The sequence below is a fragment of the Jannaschia rubra genome, from assembly GCF_001403735.1.
Lineage (GTDB): Bacteria > Pseudomonadota > Alphaproteobacteria > Rhodobacterales > Rhodobacteraceae > Jannaschia > Jannaschia rubra.
Genome location: NZ_CXPG01000026.1, coordinates 16,900 through 30,137, shown reverse-complemented (window position 1 = coordinate 30,137; position 13,238 = coordinate 16,900). Strand labels below are relative to the sequence as shown.

General features: G+C 70.6%; 11 protein-coding genes. 5 read left to right on the top strand and 6 right to left on the bottom strand.

The features are described from left to right. Positions 1-1,123: glycosyltransferase (locus JAN5088_RS17665; protein ID WP_306455529.1), on the top strand; the 1,123-nt coding region annotated here is incomplete at its 5' end. On the opposite strand, the gene JAN5088_RS17660 is transcribed toward JAN5088_RS17665, so the two are convergent. Next, the gene (locus tag JAN5088_RS17660; protein WP_055684169.1) at positions 1,115-2,200 is read right to left on the bottom strand and encodes a lipid II:glycine glycyltransferase FemX; all 1,086 of its coding nucleotides are present in this window, start codon (positions 2,198-2,200) and stop codon (positions 1,115-1,117) included. The two genes, JAN5088_RS17665 and JAN5088_RS17660, sit on opposite strands and share 9 nt — an antisense overlap. An 87-nt stretch (positions 2,201-2,287) precedes the next feature. On the opposite strand from JAN5088_RS17660, the gene JAN5088_RS17655 reads away from it, so the two are divergent. Continuing rightward, a complete protein-coding gene (locus tag JAN5088_RS17655; RefSeq protein WP_055684168.1) occupies positions 2,288-2,953 on the top strand; it encodes a GNAT family N-acetyltransferase in 666 nt (221 codons plus the stop codon). A 9-nt stretch (positions 2,954-2,962) separates the two neighbouring features. Here JAN5088_RS17655 and JAN5088_RS17650 read toward each other — a convergent pair whose 3' ends face one another. Beyond that, positions 2,963-4,207, bottom strand: a complete 1,245-nt coding sequence (locus JAN5088_RS17650) for a serine hydrolase domain-containing protein (protein WP_199502184.1) — start codon at positions 4,205-4,207, stop codon at positions 2,963-2,965. A gap of 216 nt (positions 4,208-4,423) precedes the next feature. Here JAN5088_RS17650 and JAN5088_RS17645 point away from each other — a divergent pair, with 216 nt between their 5' ends. After that, entirely contained in the window at positions 4,424-5,446 is a 1,023-nt protein-coding gene (locus tag JAN5088_RS17645) for a serine hydrolase domain-containing protein (protein WP_055684166.1), read from the top strand. 57 nt (positions 5,447-5,503) lie between these two features. Here the strand turns inward: JAN5088_RS17645 and JAN5088_RS17640 are convergent, their stop codons facing one another. The 4 genes from JAN5088_RS17640 to JAN5088_RS17625 all read right to left on the bottom strand — a co-directional run bounded on the left by JAN5088_RS17640 (position 5,504) and on the right by JAN5088_RS17625 (position 10,202). Beyond that, the gene (locus JAN5088_RS17640) at positions 5,504-7,600 is read right to left on the bottom strand and encodes a catalase (RefSeq protein ID WP_055684165.1); all 2,097 of its coding nucleotides are present in this window, start codon (positions 7,598-7,600) and stop codon (positions 5,504-5,506) included. A 149-nt stretch (positions 7,601-7,749) separates the two neighbouring features. Continuing rightward, entirely contained in the window at positions 7,750-8,439 is a 690-nt protein-coding gene (locus JAN5088_RS17635; RefSeq protein ID WP_055684164.1) for an RES family NAD+ phosphorylase, read from the bottom strand. Further along, a complete protein-coding gene (locus JAN5088_RS17630) occupies positions 8,436-8,846 on the bottom strand; it encodes an MbcA/ParS/Xre antitoxin family protein (protein ID WP_055684163.1) in 411 nt (136 codons plus the stop codon). The genes JAN5088_RS17635 and JAN5088_RS17630 overlap by 4 nt, the downstream gene beginning before the upstream one ends. Before the next feature lie 63 nt (positions 8,847-8,909). After that, positions 8,910-10,202, bottom strand: coding sequence for a replication initiation protein (locus JAN5088_RS17625; protein ID WP_143115007.1), 1,293 nt, complete (start codon positions 10,200-10,202; stop codon positions 8,910-8,912). A gap of 560 nt (positions 10,203-10,762) precedes the next feature. Here JAN5088_RS17625 and JAN5088_RS17620 point away from each other — a divergent pair. Beyond that, positions 10,763-12,142, top strand: a complete 1,380-nt coding sequence (locus JAN5088_RS17620; RefSeq protein ID WP_055684161.1) for an AAA family ATPase — start codon at positions 10,763-10,765, stop codon at positions 12,140-12,142. Next, positions 12,142-13,212: a ParB/RepB/Spo0J family partition protein gene (locus JAN5088_RS17615; protein ID WP_055684160.1), complete on the top strand. Its 1,071-nt coding sequence runs from the start codon at positions 12,142-12,144 to the stop codon at positions 13,210-13,212. Before JAN5088_RS17620 ends, JAN5088_RS17615 begins: the two co-directional genes overlap by 1 nt. Positions 13,213-13,238 lie beyond the last annotated feature (26 nt).

Below are 13,238 nucleotides of genomic sequence, written 5' to 3'. Positions count from 1 at the left end.
CACCATGACCGGCCGCGATCCGACCCCCCCGACCGCCCCCGCCCGGATCGCGTTCTTCCTGCCGCATCTTCGCCACGGCGGCGTCGAACGGGTCTGCACCACGCTGATCCGCGGCCTTCGGCGCGCCCTGTTCGACCCGATGGTGATCCTTCAGCGGCGGGAGGGGGAGTTCCTCGACCTGCTGGACGGCGTCGACGTCCTGGCCCTTCGCAACCGCCGCGCGCCGCTCTGCGTGGCGGAGCTTGCGCTGCTTCTGAAACGTCACCGGGTGCGGCTGGTCTATTCGGCGACGACGGCGACGAACATCTATGCCTGCGCCGCCGCGAGCCTGACGGGAACCCGCGCCATCGTCAGCGAGCATACCCCGCTGGCCGGCAACCTGGCCGAGGCGAAATGGCGCGGCCTGCGCCTGGCCGCGATCCGCGCGGCCTATCCCCGCGCAAGCCTCGCCGCCGCCCCGCTGCCCCGGATCGGGGAGGAGCTGCACGAGCTGCTGGGCGATCGCTGCCCGCCGTTCCTCTGCCTGCCCAACCCGGTCGTCGATGCCGTCCTGCCGCCGCGCCCGACGGCCCCGCGGGCGACCCGCCTCATCAGCGTCGGGCGCCTGGCCGAGGTCAAGCGCTTCGACCTGATGATCGAGGCTTTCGCCGTCCTGCACCGCGCGGCGCCGGACACGACGCTCGAAATCCTGGGGGAGGGGCCGGAACGCCCGCGCCTGGCCGCGCTGATCGGCTCCCTCGGGCTGGGCGGCGCGGTCAGCCTGCCGGGCTTTGCGGCCGACGTTCCGGGCCGCATGCGGGGCGCGGACCTGTTTCTATGCACGTCGCGCCGCGAAGGGTTCGGCAATGCCATCGTCGAGGCCATGGCCGCCGGCGTGCCGGTGGTCAGCGTCGATTGCCCCGTGGGGCCGGAGGTCCTGCTGCGCGGCGGGACGGCGGGGCGGCTGGTGCGCACCCACACGCCCGAGGCCTTCGGTGCGGCCCTGGTCGAGGTGTCAGGCGACCCCGACCTGCGCCGGGCCCATGCGCTGGCCGGGCACGAGGTGGCGGGCGATTTCACCGTGGGCACCGCCGTCGCGGCCCACGACCGTGCGTTCGCGAAGGTTCTGGGCCTCTCAGCCTGAGCGGTGCAGGATGGCCTTGAGCCGCGCGCGCAGGGGCGACTGGCGGTAAAGTTGCCGCAACCGGCGATGGATCCGGGCCTCCAGCGGGCGCAGCGTCCTGGACATGATCGGGGGCAGGGTGGCGATCCGGGGGCGGAAGCTCTCCTTGAACTCCTGCCGGCCGACCGCCTGACCGGCCTCGGCCAGGCGCGGGTCGGGATAGCCGACGAGGTCCAGCTCGCTGCACCCGAGCCGCTTCGCGTCGAGGATGTTCTGCCAGTAAAGCGCCGTGCTGCGCCCGCCGCCCCGCATCGCCGGCGACGTGGCCACCAGAAGCGCATAGGCGCGCCGCCCCTCGCGGTAGGTGACCGAGCCGCCCAGAAGGGTGCCGCCGGTGAAGGCCGCGTTGATCCGGCCCAGGTCGGGCCGCGCCGCGATCACGTCGAAATGCGCGGCGAAGTCGTGCTGGCGGTCGATCTCCATGCCCGTGGTCGCGGCCATCTCGCGCATGATGGCGCTCAGGTCCTCGGCCTCGGCCCGCGTCGCCACGGGGCGCACCTCCACCGCCTTGTCGCCCGAGGCGCGCAGGTCGCGGCGCCGGCGCTGCGAGAACCCGGCGAGCAGGTCCGCCTCGGACGGGGTGACGTCGATCAGCGCCGTGGCGGTCGGCAGGGTCTGCTCGTGGGGCGGAACGCGGGCATAGCCGCAGCCCGCCAGCACCTTTTCGCAGGTCTCGGCCGCGGCGTCCTCCCAGTGCGGATTGACCGCGACGGACACGGCGCCCATGCGGCGCAGCGCCTCCTCGAGCGCCGGCATCACCCGCGCCAGATCCTCGGGCGTCCTGGTGCAGGGCCCCCGGCGGAACGCCGCGGCGAACCGCCCCGGATAGAGGTGGGCCAGGCGGATGCAGCCGCTCGACAGCACCTCTCCGGCAGCGTCGGTGCAGACGAAGAAACGATAGGATTGCAGGCGCGACGGCGCGGCGAGGGCGGGCCAGACCGGGGCCTGCGCGATGGAGGCCGAGGGCCATGTCCGCACGACCGCATCGGCCTGCAGAAGGTGGGGATCGGACGAATCCTCGTAAAACAGGACCTTCACGGGGGTTCCTTGTACGATTGCATGCAACCCGCTCCGTAAGGCATAGTTGACGCGTGGGCAAAGCAGTATATGCGAGCATCGTCGAACATGGCCGGACCTTCCAAGAGATCATTTGCATCGCGACTGAGGAAGGCGTTCCGCGATCACGTCTACGACGTCGATCACGTCCTCTACTTCGAAAAGCCGCTCGACGGCGGGGACAACCTCAGGCCCCTGGCCGCGGGCGACAGGGTGGCCCACATCGCCACATCCGTGGATGACCTCGGCCCCCTGATCGACGCGTTTCCGAAACGGGCCGGCTATTTTCGGGAATATGTCTCGCGGGGGATAACGGCGTTCTACGCGACGAAGGACGGCAAGGTCCTCGCCTATGTCTTCGGCACGACCGAGGATTTCTACGACCGTCACCTGTGGAAGAACACCGTCACCGTCCCGCCGCGGCATTTCTTCCATTTCGCGGGCTTCGTCGTGCCGTCCAGCCGGGGGTCGTCCGTGTCGCTCTATCTTCTTCGGAAGATGTACGAACACTTCCGAAAGCAGGGCATTTCGACCGCGATAACCACCATCTCCTCGCGCAACGTGCCGTCGTGGCGATTGTGCCTGAAGCTCGGTTATGTTCAGAAACCCCTCGCGTGGGACGTCTACAACGTTCCGGGCTTCACGTGGTCGCGCCCCGTGCCCGTGCGGACCTGGGTGACGCGGGCGAAGAAGACCGGCGCGGGCACGAAGGCCGAAGCGCCGACCGGGCGGTGACCGGCCGCCCTATTCCAGGGCGGCGACCACCGCGTCGAAGAACGCGAGCGGGTCTATGGGTTCCTTGCCCACGGGTTTGGGCTGGGCCATGTGGGTCGCGATGACGACGTTCCGGGCGGGGTTGATGTAGATGTTCTGCCCCTCGATCCCGATGGCCAGATAGGCGCCGTCGGCGATCGACTCCCCGGTCCAGCCGGGCCACCACATCAGCCCGTAGTCGATGACCGTGCCGTCCTTGAGGGCCTGCGGCTTGCCGGCCTCCTCGGTCCAGCCGTCGGGAAGGATCGACGTTCCGTCGATCACGCCGCCATCCAGGAAGAACTGCCCGAAGCGGGCGAAATCGCGCAGCGTGGCCGAGATGCCGCTGCCGCCGATCTCCACGCCGTCGGGCGAATCGAGCCACCAGTTCGCGTCCGCCTCCATCCCGTAGGGCTTCCAGATCTGCTCGGACAGGTAATCGGCGAGCGGTCCGCCGACGGCGCCTTGGACCACCTCGCCCAAAACCTGCGTCTCGCCGGTCGAATAGTTGTGGACCGTTCCCGGCTCCGCCGCCCGCGGCAGCGCGCCCATCACCGCCATCGCCGCGCCCGGTTCCTGCGCGATCTGCGCGCGCAGCAGGTCGCGGCGATCCGACGCGGGGTCGGTATAGGTCTCGTTCCACTGCACGCCCGAGGCCATCAGCAGCACGTCGTGGATGCTGACCCCGTCATAGGCGGTGCCGGCCAGGGCGGGCACGTAGTCCACCACCATGTCGTCGGTGCTGCCGATGTCGCCGTTCCGGACCGCCACCCCCACCAGCGTCGAGGTGATCGACTTGGCGACCGACATGGACATCCAGCGCGTCTCGGGCGTGTTGCCGCGCTGATAGGTCTCGTAGACCACCGCGCCGTCCTTCAGCACGATCATGCCCGCGACGTTGTCGAGCGCGAGGAAGTCGTAAAGGTCGTAGGTCTCGCCGTCCGCCTCCATCGTCACGCGGGATTCGAGGTCCTGCGGCGCCTCCGGCAGGGGCCGCGGCGTGTCGCCCGCCTCGATGGTGCGGACGGGAAACAGGCGGTCGATGTTGCGGAAGGTATTGACCGCAAGATCCGGCGTCAGGTGCCCGTCGTAGATCTGTTCGACCGTTCCGATGGGTTCGTCCGCATGGGGGTAATCCTGCGCCTGCCCCGCCTGGATGCCGCCCAGAAGGGTGACGCTCAGGGTCGTTGCCGCCAGCAGGCCGCGGCGAAGATGCTGTCCCGATGTTTTCGACACGACGTGTCCTCCCATGTGCTCCGGGCGCAGGGTCGCATGGGTTCGGGGTTCTGACAACGCGGGACTTCGCGGGGCATCCCCCTGCCCCGCCCCGCCCCACGGCGCTTCACAAGTTCGTGGCTCCCGGTATCTCCGGCCCGGTCCGCCGCGTAGCCTCCCCGAACGCCCGCCCCCGACCCACCGGGGACCGGGGCACCGCGGCAGAGGATTCGAGACATGCGCACCGATCACGACCCCCGCCCCGGCCCCCCGCGCGCCACCCGGCGGGGCACGCTGGCCATCGGGCTCGCCGCGCTGGCGGCGCCGATGATCCCGGCGGGCACCGCGCGCGCGCAGGCCCCCGACCCCGAGGCGCTGGCCGCCGGCCTCGACCAGCTCCACGCCATCGTCATCCGGCGCGGCGGGGATACCCTGTTCGAACGCGCCTTTCGCGGCCCGGCCCTCGACGTGCCGGCGAACGTCAAGTCGGTGTCGAAGACCCTCGTGGCGCTGCTGACGGGCATCGCCATCGACCGCGGCGCGCTGGCGGGGACGGACACGCCCGTCCTGCCGGCCCTCGGGCGGGCGCCCGCGGGCGACGCGCGCGACGACATCACCGTGGGGCACCTGCTGTCGATGCGCGCGGGCCTCGCCAGCACCTCGGGCGGCGGTTACGGCGCCTGGGTGGCCAGCCCGGACTGGGTCGACTACGCCCTGACCCGCGACCTGGTGGCCGAACCGGGCGGGCGGTACATCTATTCGACCGGTGGCTGGCACGTTCTGGGCGCGGTGCTCGCCCGGGCGACGGGGCGCGACCTGCTCGACCTCGCGCGCGACTGGCTGGGCCGGCCGCTCGGCATCGACATCCCGCCCTGGCAGCGCGACCCCCAGGGGCGCTACATGGGGGGCAACCAGATGGCGCTGACGCCCCGCGCCCTCGCCCGCGTGGGCGAGATGGTCCTGAACCGGGGGAAATGGGACGGCGCGCAGGTCGTGCCCGCGTCCTGGATCGAGACGTCGTGGCAATCGCGCGGCCGGTCGCGGTACACCGGGGACGGCTACGGATACGGCTGGTTCCTGACCCGGATCGCCGGGCGGCGGGCCGCCTACGGGCGCGGCTACGGCGGGCAGGTGCTGGCCGTCGTGCCCGACATGGATCTCTCCATCGCCATCACCTCCGACCCACTGCGCCCCGCGCGGTCGCGGGGCTATTTCGGGGATCTGCAGCGCCTGATGGACACGGTCGTGGCCTCCGCCTGACGCCCGCCGGGCGATCCGCCCGGCATCGCGCCGGACGGACGGGCAGGCCGCGAGCGCTCAGCCTTCGCGCTTCCAGAAGCGCAATTCGGCGCAGCGCGACACGAAGGTCTCGGCCACGCCCGGTTCGGCGAAGTCGAAGCAGCCGTCGTCGAGCTTGCCCGACAGGCCCGTGGCCTCCACCAGCGGGCCGGCGGCCGGGGCGAGTGCGATGAACTTCGCGTGCACGAAGGCGTCGGTCAGGAAATCGCGCGCCGGCGGCATCGCGGCCAGCGCCGCCACGCTCTCCTCGCCCGGAACGATGGCCACCGCGTCGAACAGGACGGAGGGGCCGCCGTCGACCTTCTCGTCGGCCGGGTGCTTCTCGCCCTTGCTGTCGGTGAACCCGCCGATCCGCGGGGCCACGAACTTGACCTTCGCGCCCTCGGCGCGGGCCGCGTCCATCAGGCCCCGAAGCAGGTCCGCATCCGCGCCGTCGGAGGCGAGCACCCCGATCGTGCGGCCCTTGAAGCTGCCCGGCCCGTTCATCACGATGCTGAGGGCGGGCGACGCGTCGAGGTCCATCCGCGTCGGCTGCGCGGCGGGGGCCGGCTTCGGAAGCGTCTCGATCCCCAGACGCTCGGCCACGGCGGCGGCCAGCTCCTCGTCGACGTTGCGCAGGTGCGAGACGATGCGGATGCGGATCGCCTCCATCTCGCATTTCGACAGCTCGAAGACGAAGGCGTCGCGCAGATGGCCCTGCTCCACCTCCGTCTGGCTGATGTAGAACAGGCGCGCCTGGCTGTAGTGGTCGTTGAAGCTCTCGGGGCGCAGGCGGGCCTTCTCGCCGTGCACCTCCTGGCGGAAGCTCGTGTAGCCCTCCAGCGGATGCTCCCGCGGGCCCTCGCCCCAGCCGTTCGGCTCATAGTTGACGCGGCCGCGGATCGGCTGGTCGGTCTGCATGTGCCCGTCCTGCTGGTAGTTGTGCACCGGGCAGCCGCGCGGCGCGTTCACCGGGATCTTGGTGAAATTGGGGCTGCCCAGACGCTTGATCTGCGTGTCGAGGTACGAGAAGTTGCGCCCCTGCAGCAGCGGATCGTCGGTGAAGTCGATCCCCGGCACGACGTTCTGCGTGCAGAACGCCACCTGCTCGGTCTCCGCGAAGAAGTTGTCGACCGGGCGGTCCAGCGTCATCGTGCCCACGATCTCGGGCTTCAGCCGCTCCTCGGGGATGATCTTGGTGGCGTCGAGGACGTCGAACTCGAAGCTGTCGGCAAACTCCTGGTCGAAGGTCTGCACCGCCAGGTCCCAGGCCGGCTGCGGCCCCTCGGTGATCTCCTCCCAGGTGATGCGGCGATGGCGGTCGGGATCGGCGCCGTTGGTCTTCATCGCCTCGTTCCAGACCACCGATTGCAGCCCGGCGTGGGGCTTCCAGAAGAACTTGACGTAGGTGGATTTCCCGTCCGCGTTCACGAAGCGGTAGGTGTGGACGCCGAACCCCTCCATGGTCGAGAACGACCGCGGGATCGCCCGGTCCGACATCAGCCACATGATCGTGTGCATGGATTCCGGCGTGAGCGAGATGAAGTCCCAGAAGTTGTCATGCGCCGATTGCGCCTGCGGAAAGCCGGTATCGGGTTCCGGCTTCACCGCGTGGATGAGGTCGGGGAACTTGATCGCGTCCTGGATGAAGAACACCGGCATGTTGTTGCCCACGAGGTCCCAGTTGCCCTCGTCGGTGTAGAACTTGACCGCGAAGCCGCGCACGTCGCGCGGAATGTCGAACGACCCCTTGTTGCCCGCGACGGTCGAGAACCGGGCGAACAGCTCCGTCTTCTTGCCCACCTTCTGGAAGGGGGCCGCGCGGGTGATGGCGCTCAGGTCCTTCTTGCACTCGAACGTCCCGTGCGCGCCGAAGCCGCGGGCGTGGACGACGCGCTCGGGGATCCGTTCGTGGTCGAAGTGGAAGATCTTCTCGCGCAGGACGAAATCCTCCAGCAACGTCGGCCCCGACGCGCCCGGCTTCAGGCTGTTCTGGTTGTCCGAGATCGTGACCCCCTGCGCCGTGGTCAGGCGCTCCGCCCCGTCCTCGGCATGCTGGTGGTACTCGCCCCCCGCGCCGCGCTCGGAAAAGCGGTGCTCGGGGTCGGTCTGCTGGCTGCGCTTCTTGTCGGTCATGGGGGTTTCCTCGGATCGTGGGCTTCGGATCGTGGGCTGATGCGGATGGCGGACGGCCGGTCGCAGGCATCCTTGGGGGTGAAGGCCTCCCGGCCGCCGAAAGTTCCCGCCCGTCCGCGCGAAACCCTCCGGCCCGCGGTCGCGCGCCCTCAGACCGCCCAGATCTCCGCCGTCCGCCGGTTGCGGACCCGGTCCACCGCCGCCCCGTCGAAATGGAACTCGAACGGATCGCCCTGCACCGGCACCGGCAGGACGTCGGGCCAGAAGACCGCGATGCACATCCCCCCCGGCGCGCGCACGCTGGGATAGACCACCCCGTCCGACCCCCCTGCCCTCAGCCGCGCGGCCAGCGCCTGCGCCGCCGCGTAATCCACCGGGTCCAGCACCCCCGGCGCGGGGCCCACGTCGTGCAGCACGGCGTCGACCGACCCCAGAAGCTCCCGGAACTGGCCCGTCCAGCCCGGCGCCTCCGCCGTCGCGCGCAGGAAGACGCCGTGATGATGGGCCACCTCGCGCAGCGCCACCTCGGTCGCGTCGCCCGCGTAATAGACGCCGTAGCTGCCGTCCGAGAACCGCCCCGGCCGGTCGGGCGAGCAATGCACGAAAGGCGCCATCAGGTGACTGGCCCCCGGCCCGCCCACGCGGCGCGCGGCCGGCACCAGGTCCAGCCGCCCCGCCGCCTGCATCGCCGCGGGGTCGGTCTTGCCCGCGGCCGAGGCCAGCGCCTCCCAGTCCACCGGGTCGGCGATGTCCTCGAACAGGTCGATGGGCGGATGCAGGGTGCGGACGATCCGGTGCGTGCGCGCCCATGTCACCCGGCGCGGCACCGCCTCCGTCACCCCGCCCGCTCCGCGTCGAGGTAGTGGCGCAGGCGGTAGAGGTCGAGCATCTGCCCCTCCGTCACCATGGCCAGCGCGCTCCGCCCCCCGAAGGCCGCGTTGGGCCGCCGCATCCAGCCGTAGACCCGCTCCGAATCCGTCCCGAACAGGCCGCGCAGAGCCTTGTGGATACCCAGGAACAGCGACAGCCGCGTCGCCAGGTCGCGGTCGATCCGCCCCGTGGCGCCGGTTTTCCACCGCGCCCAGGTCCGCGCCGGCAGGCCGCCCAGGCAGGCCCGCGCCTCCGCATCGTCCAGCCCCCAGAGACGGAACAGGTTGACCACCGCGCGCGCCGCCGCCGCCGATTCCCCGGGCGTGAGGTCGGGCCGGGCGGGTGCCGCCGGGGTCATCGGGATGGGTTGCAGCATGGGATGCTCCTCTATGCCATTTGGCACAAACTACACCATTTTGCGCCAAACGGCAAGCGCGCGTCAGGCCGCATCCCCAAGACCCTCGAACACCTCCGGCTCCAGCTCCTCCCAGAAGGCGAAGACGGCGCGCGCGTTGATCCCCGACCGCCAGCCGTAGCGCCGGAAATCCTCCCGCTCCAGGTCGCCCTCCAGCCGGTCGAGGAACAGCTTCCACGCCGCGTCCCGCTGCACCGGGCTCCGGGCGTCGACGGCGGCCAGCACCCGACCCAGCCGCGCCGCCCTGCCCTGCCGCTCGGCCTCCACCGCCGCCTCCCGCGCGGCCAGCGCGCGCGTCCGCGCCTCCGCCTCGACGGCGGCTTCCGCCACGCGGCGCGCGGCCTCCGGGTCGGGCGCCGGCGTCTCCGCCTCCGTCCAGCCGTCCCGCATCGCCGCCGACAGGTATCGCGCCGGGCTGCGGACGCCGCTCCGCCCCTCCACCTCGGCGATGCGCCGCGCCACGGCCTCCTCGCCATGCTCCGCGATCCACTGCCGCGCCAGCCGGTCCGCCACGCCGAGCGCGCGCAGCCGTCCGTAGACCTCGCCCGACCGCACCCCGTCCCCGTCGTCGAGATCGAGCATCGACAGCTGCGGATTCTCCTCGATCAGGAACCGGATCTCGGCGATCTGGCGCCCCACCTTGCGCGTCTCGGGGGCCACGCGGATGTTCGAGGTGGCGTTCACCTCGGCCACGGCAGGCTTGATGACCTTGGCGTTCAGATGCTTGAAACTCTCGTAATAGGCACTGTCGGCCACCCCCATCAGCCGCCGGAACAGCGCCATGGGCCACCATCCCGTGCTGCCCACCCGGTGAAAGCGGTAGCAATTTTCATAAAGCGCCAGCGCATGACCCGACTGGAACCGCCGCTGGATGTTCATGTTGATCAGGGCGAAGACCTTGGGATCGTGCAGCTTTTCGGCCAGCGCGGGCGAATAGGCGTATTCGCAGACCCCGTCTTTCAGCGAGGCATAGGACAGCAGCGCCGAAACCCCCCATTCCTGCCGCCCCGCCGCATCCAGCATGTCCCATTCCGCCACCGTCTCCGCGAGGCTCCGCAGCGCGTCCTTCAGCGTCGCGGTGTCGTTGGAGTTGTAGCCCGCCATGACACACAGCGTGCGCGCGTCGATCCGGTGCGACGTCCGCGTCGTCAGGTGGTCATAGGCGTTGAGCAGCAGCACGTTCGACAGCTTGCGCTGCAACAGCGTGAGCTTGCCCGACACATGGATCGCCGCCACGTTCTTGCGGACCGAATCGCGGCGCAGCGGCCCGGTCATCACCTCGGGCGGGATATCCTCCCGCAGCGTCCTGCGCGCCATCCGCGATCCCCCCGGCCTTGCGTCCATCCCCTGTCCCATCCTGTCACAACGGCACCCTCGCGCCAAGCGCCGGCGGGTGCCCTTCGCCCCCTGCCCCGCCCTGGCCCCAAGGGAACCCGTTTGCAGGATGCCGCCCCCGCGCGCCGTGTTGCGAAATCTCTTTTCCACCGTACGCTGCCCTGCCGGGCTCGATTTTCCCTTGCAAAGACCCTTGTTCGGCCCGTTCTCGCCGAATCGCCCCCGTATCCGGGTGCCCCCTGCCCCGTATCGCGGTCCTCTCCCTCCCGGAATCGGGTTCCCATCGTCCCGCATCCCGGTGCCCCCTGCCCCGTATCCGGGTGCCGGGTTCCCCGTAAGGCATTGTTCCATCAGCCACTTCTCGGCCCAAAGACTCCAAAGGACCTAAAGAATCTCAACCTTTGTGTTGCCTTCGCGGTCTGTTCAAAGGTTCTCTGGCGCCGAATCCCGCCGTGCCGATTCCCATCGAACGGCGGATATGCGACATTCGGGGAAACATGCGGTCGAACGCATGACATCGCGCAACAACCGACAGGCAGGCCATGAACCGCAAGACCGACCTCCCGCCCCCGCCCTACTTCCACCTCGACCCGGAAAAGGCGGCGGAGCGTCTGGGCCCCCCCGCCGATACCGCCCGCTTCGCCCGAGCCGCCGCCCGCGCCGCCCACGGGCGCGAGGATCTGGCCCGCCGCGGCTATGCCCCCGACGGCCGCAAGCGCCTGCGGACCTTTTCGACGTGGGAGATCTGCCGCTACCTCATCCCCGTGGCCCCCGCCCATTTCCGCCGCGTCCTCAAGGCCAACCCCGTCCTGCCGCAGGGCGAAGGCCAGGGCGGCACCCGCTGGTTCACGCTGGAGGAGGTGGTTTCGCTGCGAAACCATTTCGACAGCGAAGGCTCCCGCGCCAAGGAATACAAACCCTACCGCCCCGAGGGGCTGCCGGCCAAGGTGGTGGCGGTGGCCAACTTCAAGGGCGGCGTGGGCAAGACCTCCACCGCCGCGCATCTGGCCATGGCCGCCGCCCTCGACGGCTACCGCGTGCTGGTGATCGACCTCGACAGCCAGGGCTCCATGACCTCGATCCTGGGGGGCACCGTGCCCGACGAATGGTCCACGATCTTCCCCCTCCTCGCCCGCGACTACGCCTCCCACGTCGCCCGCCGCAACCGCATCCGCGCGGCCGAGGGCCAGCCCGCGATCCCCCTCGACGAGACCCTGACCGCCGCGCAGGAGGCCCGTGCCGAGGGGATCGTCCAGAAGACCCACTGGCCCAACATCGACCTCATCGGCGCGCAGCTCAACCTCTACTGGGCCGAGTTCCAGATCCCCGTCTGGCGCATGACCGTGGGCGACTGGCCGCTCTGGGACGCCCTGCCCAACGTGCTGGAGGCCGAGGGGCTGCTCGACGCCTACGATATCGTCGTCCTCGATACGCCCCCGGCGCTCGGCTACCTCACCATCAACGCGCTTTCGGCCGCCGACATCCTGCTGGTGCCGCTGGGCGCGTCGTTCCTCGAGTTCGACTCCACCGGCCGCTTCTTCGACATGCTCCACTCCACCTTCGCCTCGATCGAGGAGGGCGACAACGGCCAGCGCCGCGCCGCTGGCCTGCCGGAGCAGCGCTTCGAATGGGACGCCGTCCGCACCGTCCTGACCCGCTATGACGCGAGCCAGCAGGCCGATCTGGCCAACGTGATCCAGGCCTATTTCGGCGACATGATGGCCCCCCACCGGCAGGAGTTCACGGCGCTGGTGGGTCAGGCGGGGGAGCGGGTGTCGGGCATCTACGAGGCCGATCCGCGCGACTTCAACCGCGACACCTACCTGCGTGGGCGCGAGACCTTCGACCGGACCTATGCCGATTTCAAGGAACTGCTGATCGCCTGCTGGTGGCGGGACGCGCAGATGAAGGGAGCCGAGTGATGGCCCGACGCAGACGGATCGAGGCGCCGAGCGCCGAGGAGCTGGCCCGGCTGGACGCCGAGAGCGACGCCGGTTTCGCAGCGAAACCCTCGCTGCCGCCCATCGCCCAGGTGGCGGCCGAAACCGCCGCGCGGGTGTCGCCGCTGGACGAGGCGGCCCAGGCCGAGCAGGCGCGTGACCGCACCGATGCAGAGGCGCTGCGCCGCGCCCGGGCCGAGGGGTGGGAGGTGCGGGCCCTGCCCATGGCCGAGGTCCATACCGACGCCATGCCACGCGACCGCCTGACGCTGGACGCGGAGGCGATGGAGGAGCTGCGTGCCTCTCTCCGGTCCAGCGGGCTGCGGCTGCCGATCGAGGTGTCGGAGCGGCGCGAGGGGGGGTTCGACCTGATCTCGGGCTTCCGCCGCCTGACCGCGATGCGCGAGGTGGCGGGGCCGGAGGGCACGATCCGCGCCTTCGTCCGCCCCGCACCGGAGGCCGCGGACGCATTGGCGGCGATGGTGGAGGAGAACGAGATCCGCTCGGACGTGTCGAGCTATGAGCGGGGGCGGACGGCGGCGATGGCGGTGCAGGACGGGGTGTTTCCCGACCTTGCCACCGCGGTCGACCGGCTGTTCGCGGCGGCGTCCAAGGCCAAGCGGTCGAAGGTGCGGTCCTTCGCGCTGATCCATGAGGAGCTGGGCGACCTTCTGTCTTGGCCCGGCGCGCTGAGCGAGCGGCAGGGGCTACGGCTGGCCGGGGCGCTGAAGGCGGGGCAGGGGGCCTGGCTGCGGCAGGCGCTCGGCACCGGCGCGGGGACCGATCCGGCGGAGGAATGGTCGGTGATGGAGGAGGCGCTCGACGCGCTGGAGGCGGAGCGCGAACGCCCGGTTTCGCAGCGAAACCGCCCCCGCGAGACCCAGACCGGCCGCGCGCCGCGCCCCGGCCGGATCGACCTGGCGAACGGCATGTCGATCACCCACGAGGTGGACAGCCGGGGCCATGTCCTGCGCTTCGGCGGCAAGGTGGTGGACACGACGCTGGTCCGGACGGTGATGGACGAGATCGAGCGGCTGTTGCGGGCGGAGTAGGTCGGGGAGAGGTAGCCCGCAAGCCA